This window comes from Pseudovibrio ascidiaceicola, assembly GCF_900114245.1.
GTDB lineage: Bacteria > Pseudomonadota > Alphaproteobacteria > Rhizobiales > Stappiaceae > Pseudovibrio > Pseudovibrio ascidiaceicola.
This window is the reverse complement of sequence record NZ_FOSK01000015.1, coordinates 1-16,972: the sequence shown is the minus strand read 5'-3', so window position 1 is coordinate 16,972 and position 16,972 is coordinate 1. Positions and strand designations below refer to the sequence as shown.

Annotated in this window: 15 protein-coding genes, 1 tRNA gene and 2 pseudogenes; 9 read left to right on the top strand and 9 right to left on the bottom strand. The window is 51.9% G+C overall.

Annotated features, from left to right (window positions below):
• Nucleotides 1-126 precede the first annotated feature (126 nt).
• From pobA to pcaQ, 5 genes are all read right to left on the bottom strand, one after another.
• Nucleotides 127-1,344 (bottom strand): 4-hydroxybenzoate 3-monooxygenase, encoded by a 1,218-nt coding sequence (gene pobA, locus BM231_RS22485; protein ID WP_093523064.1) that lies wholly within the window; start codon nucleotides 1,342-1,344, stop codon nucleotides 127-129.
• A 235-nt stretch (nucleotides 1,345-1,579) separates the two neighbouring features.
• Nucleotides 1,580-2,935: a TRAP transporter large permease gene (locus BM231_RS22480; RefSeq protein ID WP_093523062.1), complete on the bottom strand. Its 1,356-nt coding sequence runs from the start codon at nucleotides 2,933-2,935 to the stop codon at nucleotides 1,580-1,582.
• Nucleotides 2,935-3,447 (bottom strand): TRAP transporter small permease, encoded by a 513-nt coding sequence (locus tag BM231_RS22475; protein WP_093523060.1) that lies wholly within the window; start codon nucleotides 3,445-3,447, stop codon nucleotides 2,935-2,937. Before BM231_RS22475 ends, BM231_RS22480 begins: the two co-directional genes overlap by 1 nt.
• Nucleotides 3,448-3,449: 2 nt before the next feature.
• Complete coding sequence (locus BM231_RS22470) at nucleotides 3,450-4,484, bottom strand: TRAP transporter substrate-binding protein (protein WP_063292848.1); 1,035 nt, start codon at nucleotides 4,482-4,484, stop codon at nucleotides 3,450-3,452.
• Nucleotides 4,485-4,732: 248 nt separating this feature from the next.
• Complete coding sequence (pcaQ, locus tag BM231_RS22465; RefSeq protein WP_208860582.1) at nucleotides 4,733-5,671, bottom strand: pca operon transcription factor PcaQ; 939 nt, start codon at nucleotides 5,669-5,671, stop codon at nucleotides 4,733-4,735.
• An 83-nt stretch (nucleotides 5,672-5,754) separates the two neighbouring features.
• Here pcaQ and pcaDC point away from each other — a divergent pair, with 83 nt between their 5' ends.
• The 9 genes from pcaDC to BM231_RS22420 all read left to right on the top strand — a co-directional run bounded on the left by pcaDC (nucleotide 5,755) and on the right by BM231_RS22420 (nucleotide 13,935).
• Entirely contained in the window at nucleotides 5,755-6,954 is a 1,200-nt protein-coding gene (gene pcaDC, locus BM231_RS27505; RefSeq protein ID WP_093523258.1) for a bifunctional 3-oxoadipate enol-lactonase/4-carboxymuconolactone decarboxylase PcaDC, read from the top strand.
• Nucleotides 6,938-7,696: a protocatechuate 3,4-dioxygenase subunit beta gene (pcaH, locus tag BM231_RS22455; RefSeq protein WP_093523260.1), complete on the top strand. Its 759-nt coding sequence runs from the start codon at nucleotides 6,938-6,940 to the stop codon at nucleotides 7,694-7,696. Before pcaDC ends, pcaH begins: the two co-directional genes overlap by 17 nt.
• Nucleotide 7,697: 1 nt before the next feature.
• The gene (pcaG, locus tag BM231_RS22450; protein WP_093523056.1) at nucleotides 7,698-8,309 is read left to right on the top strand and encodes a protocatechuate 3,4-dioxygenase subunit alpha; all 612 of its coding nucleotides are present in this window, start codon (nucleotides 7,698-7,700) and stop codon (nucleotides 8,307-8,309) included.
• 9 nt (nucleotides 8,310-8,318) lie between these two features.
• Nucleotides 8,319-9,173 carry a CoA transferase subunit A gene (locus BM231_RS22445; RefSeq protein ID WP_093523256.1) on the top strand — a complete coding sequence of 285 codons (855 nt, stop codon included), beginning with the start codon at nucleotides 8,319-8,321 and terminating at the stop codon, nucleotides 9,171-9,173.
• Nucleotides 9,170-9,961: a CoA-transferase subunit beta gene (locus tag BM231_RS22440; RefSeq protein ID WP_093523054.1), complete on the top strand. Its 792-nt coding sequence runs from the start codon at nucleotides 9,170-9,172 to the stop codon at nucleotides 9,959-9,961. The genes BM231_RS22445 and BM231_RS22440 overlap by 4 nt, the downstream gene beginning before the upstream one ends.
• Nucleotides 9,961-11,166 (top strand): 3-oxoadipyl-CoA thiolase, encoded by a 1,206-nt coding sequence (pcaF, locus tag BM231_RS22435; protein WP_093523052.1) that lies wholly within the window; start codon nucleotides 9,961-9,963, stop codon nucleotides 11,164-11,166. The genes BM231_RS22440 and pcaF overlap by 1 nt, the downstream gene beginning before the upstream one ends.
• A gap of 1 nt (nucleotide 11,167) precedes the next feature.
• The gene (locus BM231_RS22430) at nucleotides 11,168-12,238 is read left to right on the top strand and encodes a 3-carboxy-cis,cis-muconate cycloisomerase (RefSeq protein ID WP_093523050.1); all 1,071 of its coding nucleotides are present in this window, start codon (nucleotides 11,168-11,170) and stop codon (nucleotides 12,236-12,238) included.
• A gap of 33 nt (nucleotides 12,239-12,271) precedes the next feature.
• Complete coding sequence (locus BM231_RS22425; protein WP_093523048.1) at nucleotides 12,272-13,660, top strand: M20 family metallopeptidase; 1,389 nt, start codon at nucleotides 12,272-12,274, stop codon at nucleotides 13,658-13,660.
• Nucleotides 13,661-13,859: 199 nt separating this feature from the next.
• Nucleotides 13,860-13,935 (top strand) — tRNA-Phe (locus BM231_RS22420).
• Between the two features lie 194 nt (nucleotides 13,936-14,129).
• On the opposite strand, the pseudogene BM231_RS27560 reads toward BM231_RS22420, so the two are convergent.
• The 4 genes and pseudogenes from BM231_RS27560 to BM231_RS22400 all read right to left on the bottom strand — a co-directional run.
• Nucleotides 14,130-14,519: pseudogene (locus BM231_RS27560) on the bottom strand (tyrosine-type recombinase/integrase); the annotation flags it as partial.
• A 580-nt stretch (nucleotides 14,520-15,099) separates the two neighbouring features.
• Nucleotides 15,100-15,339 carry a hypothetical protein gene (locus BM231_RS22410; RefSeq protein ID WP_208860581.1) on the bottom strand — a complete coding sequence of 80 codons (240 nt, stop codon included), beginning with the start codon at nucleotides 15,337-15,339 and terminating at the stop codon, nucleotides 15,100-15,102.
• An 88-nt stretch (nucleotides 15,340-15,427) separates the two neighbouring features.
• Complete coding sequence (locus tag BM231_RS22405) at nucleotides 15,428-15,922, bottom strand: MerR family transcriptional regulator (RefSeq protein ID WP_093523046.1); 495 nt, start codon at nucleotides 15,920-15,922, stop codon at nucleotides 15,428-15,430.
• Between the two features lie 181 nt (nucleotides 15,923-16,103).
• A pseudogene (locus tag BM231_RS22400) lies at nucleotides 16,104-16,972 on the bottom strand (hypothetical protein); the annotation flags it as partial.

Genomic DNA, 16,972 nt, shown 5'->3' with positions numbered 1-16,972 from the left:
GAAGGGCCCCTCTCCAATCGCTGGACTACAGCGTTTCTCCGAAAAGTGGGAACCGGTTTTCGGATAAAGATACGCAAAAACATAGGCTAAAGCAGTTCAGGTGTTTCAACCTAAATGCGAACGGCTTTAAGCTGCTGACAAGGTCAGCGCATCCAGCTCTTCAAATGGCAAACCAACATATTCTTCTGCCAAGGCCCGCTGTTGGGTCTCATTTTGCAGCAGCAGCTCGTAGCTGTTTTGCTGGATTTTCGCATCAAACCCGTTCATCTCCGGAAACACATGCAACAGCTGCGTCATCCGCCAGGAGAAGTTCTCAGAGCTCCACACTCGGCGCAAAGCCAGTTCGGAGTAACGCTCCAGATGAGCGGAGTGATTGCTCTTGATCTGCTCAATTAACCCGCGTGAAAGATAGAACACATCGGAGGCAGCCAGGTTGAGCCCCTTCGCTCCTGTGGGCGGCACAATGTGGGCAGCATCGCCCGCAAGGAACATGCGCCCGTACTGCATCGGCTCAGCGACAAAGCTGCGGAGCGGAGCAATGGATTTTTCAATAGATGGTCCGGTAACGATATCTGACGCCACATCCGCAGGAAAACGACTGATCAACTCTTCCCAGAACCGCTCATCCGACCAATCCATGACGCTGTCTGTCAACGGGCACTGAATGTAATAGCGGCTCAGCAGCCGGTTTCGCTGTGAGGCAAGTGCAAACCCACGCTCATGATAGGCATAGACCAAATCCGGCAGGGGTGGCACTTCCGCCATGATGCCAAGCCAGCCGAACGGGTAAGCACGCTCATAGGTGCGCAAAATATCGTCAGGAATAGTTTTGCGGCTGACACCATGGAATCCGTCACAACCAGCAATGTAGTCGCAGTCCAGATGACAGGTCTGGCCGTCCTTCACGTAGGTCACAGAAGGTTTGTCAGAGGTCACATCATGAAGGGTCACGTCAGTCGCTTCGTTGATGATGTTGCCGCCAGCGCGTTCGCGGGCGTCATACAGATCTTCGGTGATGTCGGTCTGACCGTAGACCATCATCTCCTTGCCAGTCCATTTGTGCGTATCAATGAAGTGACTTTCAAACCCCTGCCGCGTAATCCATGAGCCTTTTTTGCTCTTCCCGTTCTTGTCCATGCGTTCTGCAAGGCCATAGTCGCGCAGCAGCTGCACAGTTCCGGTTTCTAAAAGACCAGCACGGATGCGAGAGAGAACATAAACCTTGGTGCGCTGTTCCAGCACAACGCTGTCCACGCCGTTTTCGCTCAGGATGTGAGAGAGTAATAAACCAGCAGGACCGCCGCCGATAATCGCAACCTGAGTACGATCTCTATGGTGGGTCATGAAAAATTCCTTAGGTTCAAAACATCTGGCAGATCGCGGCAATTGGGGTATGCGCTAAGTCAGAAGTAAAATGGATTGCGAATACACGTTTGAATGATGTTCAGTGTTGCTGTTTATGATTGATATGTAAAATTGAATTATAGGCAGAAATTATAGCAAAATTGCTATTAGAGCGCTTTGATCCATTCGGTTGTCTCAGCAATCAGTCCTGCCAAGACAACCTGTTGTTTTGCGTTTAGGAAAGCACTCTGGGTAGCCAAAGGGTTAGCGCTGGGAAGCTCACCAGAATGGCGACACGCACCAGCTCGGCGCCAAAGAATGGTGCAACACCCTTGAAGGTCTGGATCATTGGCGTGTCTTTTGCCAAGGCTGAAATCACGAAGACATTCATGCCCACTGGCGGCGTAATCAGCCCAAGCTCGACGACAATCAGCGCCAGAATACCGAACCAGATCTTCAGGTCTTCGGTGCTCATGCCATACCCGGCACCATCTGCTCCCTGATACATGCCGCCGTTCAGTTCCATAAGTACAGGCCAGAAGAACGGGATGACCAGCAACATCATGGACATACTATCCATCAGGCAGCCAAGTGCGATCAGAGCCAGCAGGATCAGCAGCATCACGGTCATCGGTTCCAAACCGGAGCCTGCAATCCATGCCGCTGTCTCCTGCGGCAAGCCAATGCGGGACATGAAGATCTTGAGCAGCTCCGCACCCAGCAGGATCAGGTAGATCATGCCGGAAGTCGCTGCTGTTTCCTTCAGCGCCTCGATCATATCGCTGAGGGACAGATTGCGCTGGAGCAGTCCAAACATCATGACGAGAAACACACCCACAGCAGCTGCTGGTGTTGGATTGTAGAAGCCGAAATAAATGCCGCCGATGACAAGTCCGAAAACGGTCAGTACAGGCAGCACGCCGAGAGAGGCTGCGAGGAACTCTTCTCGCGTTCCAGCGCCACCTGCAGGGCCAGATGAGGGACTGACGAAAACGTAGAGCGCGATCACCGCGAGGAACAAAAGAACGGCCAAAATACCCGGAATAAACGCAGCAACGAACATAGTAACGATGTTCGCCTCCACGATCACTGCATAGATGATCAAAACGACGCTTGGAGGGATGAGAATTCCCAGAACTCCGCCAGCCGCGAGTGTTCCAGTCGCCAAAGCACCTGAGTAATTGTAACGCTTCAACTCCGGAAGGGCGACTTTTCCCATGGTTGAGGCGGTCGCAAGCGATGAACCACAGACCGCGCCAAACCCGGCGCAGGAGGCGATCGCGGCCATCGCTGTGCCGCCCTTCATCCAGCCAAGCCATGCGTTAGCTGCTCTGAAGAGAGATTGGCTCAAACCGGTTTTCGAGGCGAGCGCACCCATCAGAATAAACAGCGGAATGACGGAGAGGTCGTAAACGGCGAACTGGCCATACGCCAATGTTTTCAACTGACTAAGCAGTAACATCGGGCCGTTGATGAGCGCAATCCCAACGCCGCCAACAAGGATCATCGCATAAGCAATTGGGATACGGATAACAATGAGGAACACCAGAATGGCGAGGGCTCCAAAGCCCATGAAAAGACTTGCCGCCATCAGGTTCTCCGAGCCAGATCTCTGGTGTTTTCACTCAGCGTAATAACCGCGCCAATACTCAGCAGCAAAAGCGAAATCAAAACAGGTACATACGCATACCAAACAGGGATCTGCAAAATTGCGGTGGTGTAATCGTATTCTTTCTGATCAGACATACCATGGTACATCCGCCACAACAGCAACAACCCAAACCCAAACGCAATGAGCGATGCGATCAACGCCAGAAACGCTTTCAAACGAGGACCAGCCTTACTGGTAAATATGTCCGCTGTGACATTGGCATCAGTGATCTGACAGAAGGGCAAGAAGGAAAAGACTGCAATAGCAACGCCGATCTCAGTGAGCTCGAAATCCCCGGGAAAGGGAGCTGCCCATATGTTGCCAAGGGTGGAGTAGATGTTTATCGCGACCACCGCTAGCAGAACAACGCCGCCGGTAAGTGCCCATGCTACAATAAGTTTTTCGAATGCACCGGCAATGCCGGTGCGTCCGAGTTTTTGAAAGGCGCCCATAGCTACTCGCTGTGCTTGGAAATCAATGCCTGTGCTTTTGCAACAATCGCGTTGCCATCAATGCCTTTTTTGGCGACTTCTGAGGTCCATTTATCAACGACCGGAGCCAGAGCTTCTCTAAAGACAGCTGTTTCTTCTTCAGAAAGAGTGATGTGTTTGTTGCCTGACTTTACAGCGAGGCCGATGCCAAAGTCATCTGTCGCACGCCAAACTTCACCAACCTTTGCCCACCACTCAGGACCAGATGCATCACGAAAAGCCTTCTGAATGTCTTCAGGCAAACCTTCCCAACGCTCTTTGTTCATGGAAACCTGGAAGACAGAAGTCCCAAAGCGCGCTTTGCCAGCACCCTCGATCTGATACTCAGTCTGTTCCTGAATTTTCAGCGGTGGAATGATTTCCCAAGGAATAAACGCCGCATCAATCACGCCTTTTTGCAGAGCTGTTGGCAGCTCAGGGACCGGCATTGCTGCAGGAGACGCGCCAAGGGCTTCAATCACCCATGCACCGGTACGCGATGGCGTACGAATGCGCATACCAGCCATATCAGCCGGACTGCGGACTTCCTTATCACGTGTGTGAAGGCCAGCACCTGCATGTACGTGCAGGAACATGACTTCCAAGCCTTTGTATTCAACCTCAAGATCGCTCTTGAACATGTCGTAAAGTGCAAGGTTTGCTGCGCGCGGATCATCAAGGAAAACAAAAGGAAGTTCCATCACTTCCGTGCGCGGAAACAGGCCTGGTGTGTAGCCATTCAGGGTCCAGACAAGATCAACCACACCATCACGAACCTGGTTCACCAGCTCTGGCGGGCGACCACCAAGCGACATGGATGGATAGATCTCGATTTTGACCTGGCCGCCGGAATTTTCTTCAACGGCCTTCGCCCATGGTTCCAGCATCTTGGTCTGCGCTGGCGCTTTAGGGCTTAGAAAGTGGTGGAGCTTAAATGTGTATTCTGCTGCGCCTGCCATGGAAACACTGGCAAGCAAAAGTGCTGTAGAAGCGCAGAAGCCTTTGAAATTACCAAACATAAGTATGTGACCCTCCTGAAGAATGGTCGAAACCAAACAAGCCTTCCTGATCCTGCTACTTGGGGCAGTCTCATCTCCCTAAGGCCGTCAAATTCTTAATCACGATCCGGATGATCCGCCAAGGGAATTCTTAGGAATCACCACTGTGAAATCGGAGAATTACATATACTTTTCAAAATGAATAATGAAAAATACCGTGCTTTTCATGCCGTATTGGGTATCAATATGCATCCCGAATTCGCGCAGGCTCAGTGAACTGATGCGCGTGCTTCTTCCTTCTCACTCAGTCCCATAAGGATCTCGGCAAAGCATTGAGCTGCCGTATCCAGCGTTTCGCCTGCGCGCATGTTGAGGCCAACAGAACCAACCGTCGCACGGGTATCAATCGGCAATTCCACGAACTGGCCGCATTCAATCTCGCGGGCAATGACACCCCGTGAAATGATCCAGATCGCGTTGTATTCCTGTGTGAAGGCCCTGCCAAACGAGTCCGAGACGGTCTCAATTGCTTGCTCTGGTTCCGGAATACCGTGTTCAATGAAAAGTCGATCGACGAACGGGCGAATAATTGAGGCCGCAGAAGGGATTAGCACCGGGTAAGCATCCAGTTCGCTTACGCTGATCTGGGGTTTGTCTGCAAGTGGATGGTTTTTATCGACGGCAAAAACGACACGTTCGCGATAATGAGGTTCGAACACCAATCCCTGCATATTTTCGGGTGCAGGCAATCGGCCCATAACCAGATCCAGCTCACCGTTTCTGAGTTGATCAAGCAGGACGTGATTTTCACCTGTTACGATGTGCAGCCGGTTTCGCAGCCCTGTATCAAGGAAGGCTTTGACCGCTTGCGGTATGAGTGATGCAGCTACTGTTGGCAGCGCACCAATGCGGACCATCGGGCCGTCGCTATAGTTGAGCTGAGATAATGCATTGATGCCGTTACGGGCAGCGGCCAGACTGGTACCCGCATGACGCAGGAACACCTCCCCGTAATGGGTGATGCGGATTCCGCGCCCGTCTTTTTCAATCAGAGGCTGCCCGCATATTTCTTCCAATTCGCGAATAGTACGGGTGACAGCTGGTTGTGTGAGATGAAGCACCTCCGCAGCGCGGCTCACGCTGTTTTGGCGAGACACTTCAACAAATGCTTCTAAATGCCTGAGCTTTAATCTGCGCAAGTTATTCATAACAATCTCAATATGATTAATCTGGATAATATCATTATTCATTTTGAAACAGACATGCAATTGATCCGTTTAGGGGGATGCGCATGCACTTCATAGAATTAAACTCTACTACGCTTCACTTCAGTAAGACCAATTCAGAGTCAGCAGCACCAGCGCTTGTTCTGATTAATTCATTGGGAACAGACTTTCGCATTTGGGATGAATTTCTGATTCATCTCGGGCATCAAGGCGTAGTTCTAACCTATGATAAACGTGGGCATGGTCTGTCTGGTGTTGGCAATGAGCGGTATTCGATTGACTTGCATATGCGTGACCTCGCAGCGCTCATGGACAGCCAGTCCATCAAGAATGCAGTGATTTGCGGTGTATCTGTAGGGGGAATGATCGCAATGGCGCTGCAGGCCGCCCGGCCTGATCTGGTGAGTGGGCTGATCCTGTGTGATACCGCACCGCGCATCGGTGACGCACAGACGTGGCAAGAGCGTATCAACGCAATTGAGACCAACGGGATGGAGGGGATCGCTGATGCAGTGATGTCTCGTTGGTTCTCAGCGGGCTTTCAGGCAGATTTGCCAGAAGCAGTTGCAGGATATTGCAATCTTTTGTGCCGAACGCCATTGGACGGATACATCGGCACATGTGCAGCTATTCGGGACGCGGACCTGACCTGTCAGGCGGCCCAGATCGACGTGCCTGTTCTATGCGTTGCTGGTGAAGACGACCAGTCCACACCGCCGGAACTGGTTGAGGAGATGGCGAACCTCATTCCGAACGCTAAGTATGAGCGGGTGGGAAACTGCGGACATCTGCCAAGCCTGGAGCAACCTGAGTATCTGGCGCATCTGGTTCGGCAGGCAATTTCTCGATGGCCGAACAGGATTGATCAGCGAGAGCTGCGACAAAGCGAAATTTACAAACAAGGCATGCAGACACGGCGCAGGGTGTTGGGCGACACCCACGTGAATGCTGCTGAGGTTCAAAAGAACAGTTTTGACGCGCCTTTTCAGGAGCTTATCACTGAAGCGGCTTGGGGGCACGTGTGGTCGCGGCACAACTGGACATTGCGAGAGCGGTCCATTGTAACTATTGCGCTTCTCGCTGCGTTAGGGCACCTAGATGAGGTAGCCATGCATGTGCGGGCCGCAAGAAACACCGGGGCAACACGGGAAGATATAAGCGAAGCTCTGCTGCACACCGCAATTTATGCCGGTGTACCAGCCGCAAACAGCGCCATCAAAGTCGTCAAAAATGTTTTCGCGCAGCTTGATGCGTCAGGGGAGTGAGATGAGCAAGCCAACGACCAATGCTGGTCCGTTCTTTCCACGAGACCGGAACTGGCATCCACCGGCATTGTCGCCCAACTACAAAACTAGTGTGTTGCGGTCTCCGCAAAAGGCACTTCTGTCTCTCGGAAATACAATCAGCGAAACCACCGGACCAGTCTTCGGCCACAACATGCTGGGTGAGCTGGATCACGATTTGGTGCAGAACTATGCCAAACCGGGTGAATGTGCGCAGGGAGAGCGCATCATTGTCCATGGCCACGTTCTGGATGAAGAAGCCAAACCAGTTCCGAATGCGCTGGTAGAAGTCTGGCAGGCCAACGCTGGTGGGCGCTACCGCCACAAAAAAGATGGCTATCTTGCGCCGCTTGATCCGAATTTTGGCGGGTGTGGCCGAGTGATAACCGATGAGAATGGATATTACGCTTTTCGAACTGTGAGACCAGGCCCGTATCCGTGGCCAAATGGCGTGAATGACTGGCGTCCGTCACACATCCATTTTTCTCTCTTTGGTTCCGGCTTCGCGCAACGCCTGATCACGCAGATGTATTTCGAGGGCGATCCTCACATTCCGCTGTGTCCGATTGTGAGGACAATCAATGATCCGGCTGCGATTGAGATGCTGGTTGCCAAACTGGACATGAACCATTCTGTGCCAATGGACGCCCGCGCTTACCGCTTTGATATCGTCCTGCGTGGCCGCCGCTCAACCATGTTTGAGAACCGTATGGAGGGCAATTGATATGACAAAGCTGGAGTATCTGAAAGAAAGCCCAAGCCAGACGGCAGGTCCGTACGTTCATATCGGCTGTACACCGAACTTCATCGGCAACACCGGGATCTTCAAGGAAGACCTTGGCGCACGCATGGTGAATGAACAAACCAAAGGCCAGCGCATCACGATCAAAGGCCGTGTGTTTGATGGAACCGGAACATCTTTGAAAGACGCCATGCTGGAAATCTGGCAGGCGGATAGCGAAGGTCTGTTCAACAGTCCGTCGGAGACGCGTGGCGAAACTGACCCCAATTTCACCGGATGGGGACGCCAGCCGGTCAATCTAGATAGTGGCGAGTTCTGCTTTGAAACTGTGAAGCCGGGTTCTGTTCCGTTTCCGGATGGCAGGCCGCAAGCGCCACATATCAACTTCTGGATCGTTGCGCGTGGGATCAACCTTGGTCTGAATACGCGCATGTACTTCCCGGAAGAGGAAGAAGCCAATGCAGCTGATCCAGTGCTTGGTCGTGTTGAACATCGCGTGCGCGTTTCAACGCTGATCGCGAAGCAATCCGGCGATACCTACACCTTTGACATTTACATTCAGGGTGATAACGAAACCGTCTTCTTTGATATCTGATTGATAAATATGGCTGAATTTCTGTCTTTGAAAGATGCGGTCAAGAAATACCTCAAAAGCGGCGATACTGCCGCTTTTGAGGGTTTTACGCATCTCATTCCCCACGCCGCTGCCCATGAAGTCATTAGGCAAGGCATTGATGAACTCACTGTCATCCGCATGACGCCTGATCTTATTTATGATCAGCTCATCGGCATGGGGTTGGTCAGGAAATTGATTTTCTCCTATGCGGGCAATCCGGGTGTTGGGTTGTTGCGGCGCGTTCGTGACTCAATCGAAAACAGCTGGCCGCGGTCCATCGAGATTGAAGAGCATTCCCATGCCGCTCTTGCCAATGCTTATGAAGCAGGGGCTGCTGGCCTGCCATGCGCTGTGTTTCGCGGTTATATGGGCACAGAACTTCAGCGCGTAAATCCGAATATCAAGAAAATCAATTGTCCCTTTACGGGGGAAGAACTGGCCGCTGTTCCATCCATTCGGCCCGACGTGGCTTTCATCCACGCTCTTAAAGCAGACCGCAAAGGCAATGTGCTGATCGAAGGAATTGTGGGTGTTCAGAAGGAGGCTGTGCTGGCCGCCAAGCATTCCATCGTGACGGTTGAGGAAGTGGTTGATGAGCTGGATACGCATATGAACGCGTGCATCCTGCCACACTGGACCGTCTCCGCTATTTGCGAAGTGCGCGGGGGCGCTCATCCATCTTATGCGCAGGGCTACTACGGCAGAGACAATAAGACGTATATTGACTGGGATCCGATCGCAGCAGATCGTGAGGCGTTTCAGGCATGGATGGAAGAACACGTGCTGAAACAGGGACCAGAGGTGTTTGCTGACCGCATCAAAGGGTTGGAAGTAACATCATGACAACACGAGATTTTACCCCGGATGAGATGATGGCAATTGCCGCATCCCGTGCTTTGAGCAACACGGATGTCTGCTTCGTGGGCATTGGTCCGCCATCAGCAGCCTGCAATATAGCACGATTGACCCACGCGCCTGATATCACGCTGATTTATGAGAGTGGAACGATCGGCACAGCGCCGGACGTTCTGCCGCTTTCCATTGGTGATGGCGAACTCTGTGATACAGCGCTCACGACAGTCTCAGTAACCGAGATGTTCCGCTATTGGCTACAAGGCGGCAAGATCACTGTCGGTTTTCTGGGGGCAGCGCAGATTGATCGTTTCGCCAACATCAACACCACTGTTGTGGGAGATTATGACAATCCAACGGTAAGATTGCCGGGTGGTGGTGGAGCGCCTGAGATCTGTTCGTCCTCTCAGGAAATTTACATCACCATGAAGCAAAGCAAGCGTGGTTTTGTAGAGAAACTGGACTTTTTCACCTCCTTTGGACACGGAGAAGGAGGAGACCATCGCAGTCGCATGGGCATCACCACAAAAGGCCCGACCCTGCTGATTACGGACCTTGCTATCTGGAAACCTGATCCTGTTACCAAAGAGATGACGGTGGTCTCGCTTCATCCGGGTACGACCAAAGAACGGGTGCAACAAACCGTGTCTTGGGCTGTACGTTTCAGTGATGATTTGCAGGAGACCCCTGCGCCGACTGAGGAGGAACTGTCTGTTCTGCGCGCATTAAAAGCGCGAACAGCGGCGGCGCATGCGGGTAACAGAGTGGAGACGGCCTGATGTCTGAGGCATATATTTGCGATTATATTAGAACACCGATCGGTCGTTATGGGGGCGCGCTGTCTTCTGTTCGGGCGGACGATCTTGGCGCATTACCAATTAAAGCGTTGATGGAGCGGAACCCTTCAGTTGATTGGGAAGCCGTTGATGAAGTGTATTACGGCTGTGCCAATCAGGCTGGTGAAGACAACCGCAACGTGGCTCGCATGGTCGCGCTGCTGGCAGGTTTGCCTGAGGCTGTGCCTGGGACAACGCTGAACCGTTTGTGCGGTTCTGGTATGGATGCTGTCATTGCGGCCTCTCGTGCCATCAAGACAGGTGAATGCGACCTTGTGATTGCTGGCGGCGTGGAATCCATGTCCCGTGCACCCTTCGTGATGCCAAAGGCGACCTCACCGTTTTCTCGCGCTAACGAAGTGTTCGACACCACCATTGGCTGGCGCTTTGTGAACCCTAAGATGAAGAAGCAGTTCGGCATCGACAGTATGCCTGAGACTGGCGAAAACGTTGCTGAAGACTTTGGCGTTTCTCGCGCAGATCAGGATGCTTTTGCCGCGGGCTCACAGGCAAAGGCAGCTGCTGCGCAAGAAAATGGCCGCCTCGCCAAGGAGATCATCGAAGTTGTAATCCCGCAGCGCAAAGGCGACCCGATCATTGTGTCCGCTGATGAGCATCCACGAGCAGGGACGACAGCTGAGAAACTTGCAAAGTTACCGACACCATTCCGTGAAAATGGCAGCGTAACTGCTGGCAATGCCTCAGGTGTGAACGACGGCGCTGCAGCGCTGATTGTTGCGTCTGCTGAAGCGGTCAAGAAATATGGTCTGACCCCGATTGCGCGCGTGCTTGGCGGTGCCACCGCTGGTGTTGCGCCGCGGATTATGGGCATTGGCCCTGCACCTGCAGCGCAAAAACTTTGCACGCGCTTAAACTTGCAACCTTCTGATTTTGACGTCATTGAGCTCAATGAAGCCTTTGCAAGTCAGGGGATTGCAGTTCTGCGCGAACTGGGGTTGGATGCAGGTGCAGCTCATATCAACCCGAATGGCGGCGCGATTGCATTGGGTCACCCATTGGGCATGTCTGGCGCACGCATCACCGGAACGGCCGCGTTGGAACTGAGCCTGCAAGGCAAAAAGCGTGCACTGGCCACCATGTGTATTGGTGTCGGTCAGGGTATCGCGATCGCGCTGGAAAGGGACTAATGTGAGTGTGAGCCTCTTCACCAACCCTATGTGGAATGGATTGTTTGGAGATGAGGACGTGCAACGCGCCTTTTCTCTTGAAACAACTCTGGATCACTATCTGGCGTATGAAGTGGCTCTCACCAAGGCCTTGTTTGCACATTCTCTTGTTTCTGCAGAAGCAAAAGACGCTGTGCTTTGTGGCTGTAAAGGGTTTGCGCCCGATATCACGCGGATCAAGGCGGGTGTCGCAAAAGATGGCCTGCCAATTCCGGCTTTCATTAAGCAACTGCGTATGCGCGTTGGCGAGCCATATGCTGCTGAGTGCCACAAGACATCCACTAGTCAGGATGTGATGGACACTGCGCTGGCGTTAGCGCTGCGAAAAACCTCGCAGATTTTACAAAAGCGCTTGTCTGCGGTCATCGCTGCACTTGAAACCGTGAAATCAGCCAATGCTGATTATCCGCTGATGGGCAGAACACGCATGCAAGCCGCGCTGCCAATAACTGCAGGCGACCGCATTTCCACATGGATTGAACCACTCAAACGGCACTATCAACGGCTAAACGATGTTGCGGCTGAGGTTGCTGTCCTTCAGTTTGGTGGGCCGGTAGGAACAAGCCATGCTCAGGGAGAGCATGCAGTTGCCATCGCCGCGCATATGGCTGCAGAGCTGGACCTCAGGGTTCCTGAGCACTCATGGCACACGCAGCGAGATAACATGGTGGACTACGCAAACGTTCTCTCCATGATCTCCGGTAGCCTTGGTAAGATTGGCACAGACATCACCTTGATGGCACAGCAGGGCCTTGAAGAAATTAAGCTTTCCGGTGGTGGTCGGTCCTCTGCCATGGCTCACAAACACAACCCAATCAATGCTGAGCTGTTGGTGACGCTTGCGCGTTACAATAGTACCCAGGTCTCTGCAATGCACAGTGCACTGGTGCATGAGCAGGAACGCTCAGGTGCGGCTTGGGCGTTGGAGTGGATGATCCTGCCCGGCATGTGTATTGCAACGGGTGCCGGTCTTCAGAGTGCATTAAAGCTGCTGAAACAAACAGAGTGGATTGGAACCCCCTTAAGTGATTAACTGCCCCCACCTAGTCTGAAAGGGAGAATGAGAATGTCCAGTCGCAATGAAGCCATCCAACGGGCGGAAACATACTTCGACAGCGGCGCATTCCTCACTGACCTGGCCCGATTAATCGCAATTCCGACGGAAAGCCAGGAACCCTACCAAAAACACCAATTGATGCGTTACCTCAAAGAGGAGATGCGACCTCTTCTCGAACGTCTTGGTTTCAAAACACACATCTTCGACAATCCGAACCCGATTGGTGGTCCTTTCCTGTTCGGTGAACGCATCGAAGATCCCAGTTTCCCGACAGTTCTGACGTACGGCCACGGAGATGTCGTGCGCGGACAGGCCGGTAGCTGGATGGGTGGAAGAGATCCATTCATTCTGGAAGAAGACGGCGAACGCATTTACGGGCGCGGCACAGCCGACAATAAGTGTCAGCACCTCATCAACCTTCAGGCCTTGGGGTGCCTTTTGCAGGAGAAGAAGCAACTTGGCTTCAATTGCAAGGTGATCATCGAGACCTCTGAGGAAACTGGCTCTGCTGGCCTGCAAGAGTTTTTTGATGAACATAAAAAGATGCTTGCCGCAGATGTGCTCATAGCTTCTGATGGGCCGCGCTTGCAATGGGATACGCCAACAGTCTTCACAGGCGCACGTGGGGCGCAAACGTTCACCCTGCAAGTGAACCTGCGCGATGGCGCAAACCACTCGGGCAACTGGGGCGGGCTGCTTGCCGATCCCGCCATTATTCTCGCCAACGCTATCTCCTGCATTGCGGACAAACGCGGCCAGATCCAGATTCCGAGCTGGCGACCAACCAGCCTGACACCAGACATTAGGGAAGCTCTGAGAGATCTTCCTGTTGGTGATAGTCAAGGCCCGGCCATAAACGAGAATTGGGGAGAGGAGGGCCTCACCCCCGCCGAGCGTGTGTTTGGCTGGAACTCCTTTGCCGTGCTTGCAATGAAGAGCGGCGTGCCAGAAGCACCAGTAAACGCGATTGATGGTTATGCCTTCGCGGTTTGCCAGCTGCGCTACGTGGTGGGAACAGATGTGCAGGGTCTATTACCATCTTTGCGCGTGCATCTGGATGCTAATGGATTTGATAATGTCGAGATAAGACAAGAAGATCGTGGCTTCTTTCATGCAACGAGACTTTCGCCAGATAACGCTTGGGTGCGCATGGTGATGGCTTCCTTGGAAGAAACGAGCGGGAAGACACCCCACCTTTTGCCAAACCTCGCTGGCTCACTGCCTAATGAATGCTTTGCAGAAACACTGGGCCTGCCAACTGTGTGGGTTCCGCACTCTTATGCTGGATGTTCACAACACGCGCCCAATGAACATATTCTCAAACCGGTTGCCCGCGATGCCATGCGGAATATGGTGGCGCTGTTTTGGGATATTTCGGAAAAAGGGGCGCCTATCTGATAAATTCCGAGCCTTAGTGAGGTTCAGGCTGAGACAAAACTCTCATGATTTAAGGCGCTTAAGAGAAAATGTTGAGCAGGCAGTGGAGAAAACAGATTTCTTTGTAAAAAATGCATTTGCCCGCTGGACAGAAGAAATCTGGCACCCTATAAGACGCTCACCTTCGCAGGACGGGAAACAAACCGCCCTAGCAGAATGTGCCCGGATAGCTCAGTTGGTAGAGCAGCGGATTGAAAATCCGCGTGTCGGTGGTTCGAATCCGCCTCCGGGCACCACTTATCTCCTTGAAATTACTAATTAATAAACTGAGCATTCGCTCAGCTTTCTCAAGGTTTGACACTTTTTTCGGCATGGTTTGACATTTTTGCTTCAACCGTTTGCTGAACTCTTCCCCGCGCAAAGTGATTTCCTTCTCAAATCGGACAGCAATGTCCGACATGCTTTTGCGCAAATCAGCTCCTTTTGCATAAAGCCGTGCCATAGCTTCTGTCTCATGTCCAAGCGCAGCGGCAAGGTCTCTGTCGTTCAGCCCAATCTCCCGCAAAATGGTCGCCACTGTATGCCGCAGACCATAAAGGGTAAGACCCGGCTTAATCAGGTTTTTATCCTCTAATTGGATGCGCAGCTTTCTCCACGATGCTCTGAACCCCGAAACAGTCCATGGTTGCCCTCTGGAGTTTGCACAAAGTGTTGGAGCTGAGTGGGGAGGGGCTTCATCAAGAGCTGCTTTCAAAGGTGCAATGACAGGCCAAAAGACCGGAGCTCCAGTTTTGGCTCGCCGTGTTGAGATGAAACCATTTTGGTATTGCTGCTTGGAAAGCGTTAGAGCGTCTTGTGGACCAAGTCCCGTATACATCATCAAGGTGAGGGCAGGGATCATTTGAGCCGGGGCGTGTTTTAAAACGATCCTGCGCTCGTCATCTGTCCAGGGCCTGTTGGCGATTGGAGCATTCTTAGGTTTGCGGATGGATTTAACCCCAAGGGCAGGGTTTTCTTTGACGAACCCACGTTCCTTGCCCCATGAAAACAAAACAGAGAGCACTTGTTTTACATAGTTAGCAAAACGCCGCTTACGCTGTTCCTCTGCTCTATCTCTGAGTTTGACTATGAAGGGTGAGGTAAAGCGGGTGAGGGGTGTGTTGTTGATTGGCGCCAGATAATCAAAGACCTTCTGGTAGTCCGACTTGGTGCGATCGGCTAGTTCAAGAAAGGCAGAGCTGGCGCGATACTTGTCAATCAGATTGCCGAGCGTGCCCGGCCTGCTGGTATCTGCCACTGACATTAAGCTAGTCAGTCGCTCACATTCTGCCAGAAAGGCAGCACTGCCGATTGGCGCTTTTTCCAGATTGATTGGTTCACCAGTCTTGCGATGATAACACCGCAGCTTGCCATGCTGGTCATTGAAGATCTTAAAGCCTTTGACCCGGATTATCGTCATATCAGGCTCCTAGCTGATTGAGGAGATCATCATCAGATGGCTGGCTGTTTTCTTTCAGGCCTTCAATCCAGCGATCCAGATCCTTGACGTCCCAGACCTTGCGCCCTCCGGGAAGAAGAACAGCGGGAACCGGGCAATTGGCCAGGAAGCTGGTTGCACTTAGACCACAATAGGAAGCCGCATCAGCTCTCTTCAGCATGCGATACGGCTGGATACTCAAGTTCAACTGCGCTCTTGCCATATCGATCCCCTATTGATCTTGGTCTGCAGCAAGTGAATTGTCTTGGATTTAATGTTGGGATCTATTGCCCAACTCAATTGAGTCAGAACTAAGTGGTTTGCTCTTTGTGGAGCTTGTCATAGGCGTCTAGCATTTGGACAATCAATGCCGTGCAGTCGACGACATGGAAAGCGGGTTGCCGCTCTGCCGTATGAATAAAGTCAGCTATTGCATTCTGAACAGCATCCAAGCCGTGATACAACTGGATGGATAAGTTCTTATCATCTGCTGACATATTGCAAATGCAGAACACACCTTCTTCTACGTCGAGAAGCTGCGGCCAGTTTCTCTCCACTCTAATAGAAATGGTGCCTGCGATCATTTCCGCCATTGCATTCGTACAGTGGGCACGCACAAGTGTGTTGTAGGTCGCAACGACCATGAGATCGCCGAAGGTGTATCGTGTCCAACCTTCGCGCTCTCCCTCCAGCACAAACTGCTTCCTCCTTCGCCATACACGCAAAGTTTCAATGTTCATGCCGATGAGATTGGCGACTTCAGATGCAGTGAAAGTTCGACTGAATATGTCTGTTGTAGGTTCCATAGCCGACTCGTTTCTGTTAATGGGACAAACGTACCATTTTATGGAAATGGGTCAAGTAGAACATTTTTAAGTCGAGGTTCCTGCAGGTGGGTTTGGTACTTACTTGTGCTTTTGGCAGGGGGAATAACTCAATAGTTTCATCCCCTTGGTTAGTAAAACCAAGGGGATGAAATGCTTTCTATTAGACAAATTGGAAATCATCAGAATGGAGATCTGATTTTGATATATTGCTCAAAGTGACTGAGTTGTCATCATCAAGCGCGATAATAACATTGCTTCCGTTATCGCTTGCTGCAGCAAGTACGGCACCAAAGTCAGTTAAAACGTCGCTATCGAAACGGATGATATCTTCAGAACCCGCCCCGGCAACAAAGTCAGTGATTACATCTGTGCCGATGTTGAGACCTGCGAAGATGAAAGTATCAGAGCCTGTACTACCACTGATGGTTTCAGAGCGTGATCCGCTAAAGATCACATCATCGTCTTCCGTTCCTACCAGTCCCAATTGGCCATCATTATGTAATTTGACCTCACTCAAGCTAGTTCCATCGGCGAACTCAAAGCGTTCAATTTCAGCTTCTTCTTGTATTAAAAGAGCAGCTTCCCCGGCCCAGTTGAAATGCCAAGCTCCATTCCATTTGCTTGTTGGATCTGCACTCGCGAGCCCAATGCTCAATTCTGCCAGAGTTAGGTCAATAAATCGAACTGTATCCGTTCCCATTCCCACTTCTTCTGCAAAGCCGGTAATTCGAACGTCACCACTGTTCTTGCTGATGACATAAGTGTCATTGCCTTGACGCCCATAAAGATGTTGACTGCCACTGTCAGTAACCCCGACTGGCAATGTAGCTTTAGCGGCGATCAGTGTGTCATCGCCTTTTTCACCATACAGTCTGAGGGCTTTATAGCCGTCTGCTCGAATACCTGTGACGATGTCGTCACTGTCAGTGCCGTAGTAATTATCAGCACCATCAACATCTAGCTCAATGGCTCCAAGTCTGACACCATCAGCGAACTCAAAGCGTTCAATTTCAGCTTCTTCTTGTATTA

Coding starts and splice junctions, on each gene's coding strand:
- pobA (WP_093523064.1), bottom strand. CDS start 1,344: ATGACCCACCATAGAGATCGTACTCAGGTTGCGATTATCGGCGGCGGT.
- BM231_RS22480 (WP_093523062.1), bottom strand. CDS start 2,935: ATGGCGGCAAGTCTTTTCATGGGCTTTGGAGCCCTCGCCATTCTGGTG.
- BM231_RS22475 (WP_093523060.1), bottom strand. CDS start 3,447: ATGGGCGCCTTTCAAAAACTCGGACGCACCGGCATTGCCGGTGCATTC.
- BM231_RS22470 (WP_063292848.1), bottom strand. CDS start 4,484: ATGTTTGGTAATTTCAAAGGCTTCTGCGCTTCTACAGCACTTTTGCTT.
- pcaQ (WP_208860582.1), bottom strand. CDS start 5,671: ATGAATAACTTGCGCAGATTAAAGCTCAGGCATTTAGAAGCATTTGTT.
- pcaDC (WP_093523258.1), top strand. CDS start 5,755: ATGCACTTCATAGAATTAAACTCTACTACGCTTCACTTCAGTAAGACC.
- pcaH (WP_093523260.1), top strand. CDS start 6,938: ATGCGTCAGGGGAGTGAGATGAGCAAGCCAACGACCAATGCTGGTCCG.
- pcaG (WP_093523056.1), top strand. CDS start 7,698: ATGACAAAGCTGGAGTATCTGAAAGAAAGCCCAAGCCAGACGGCAGGT.
- BM231_RS22445 (WP_093523256.1), top strand. CDS start 8,319: ATGGCTGAATTTCTGTCTTTGAAAGATGCGGTCAAGAAATACCTCAAA.
- BM231_RS22440 (WP_093523054.1), top strand. CDS start 9,170: ATGACAACACGAGATTTTACCCCGGATGAGATGATGGCAATTGCCGCA.
- pcaF (WP_093523052.1), top strand. CDS start 9,961: ATGTCTGAGGCATATATTTGCGATTATATTAGAACACCGATCGGTCGT.
- BM231_RS22425 (WP_093523048.1), top strand. CDS start 12,272: ATGTCCAGTCGCAATGAAGCCATCCAACGGGCGGAAACATACTTCGAC.
- BM231_RS22410 (WP_208860581.1), bottom strand. CDS start 15,339: ATGGCAAGAGCGCAGTTGAACTTGAGTATCCAGCCGTATCGCATGCTG.
- BM231_RS22405 (WP_093523046.1), bottom strand. CDS start 15,922: ATGGAACCTACAACAGACATATTCAGTCGAACTTTCACTGCATCTGAA.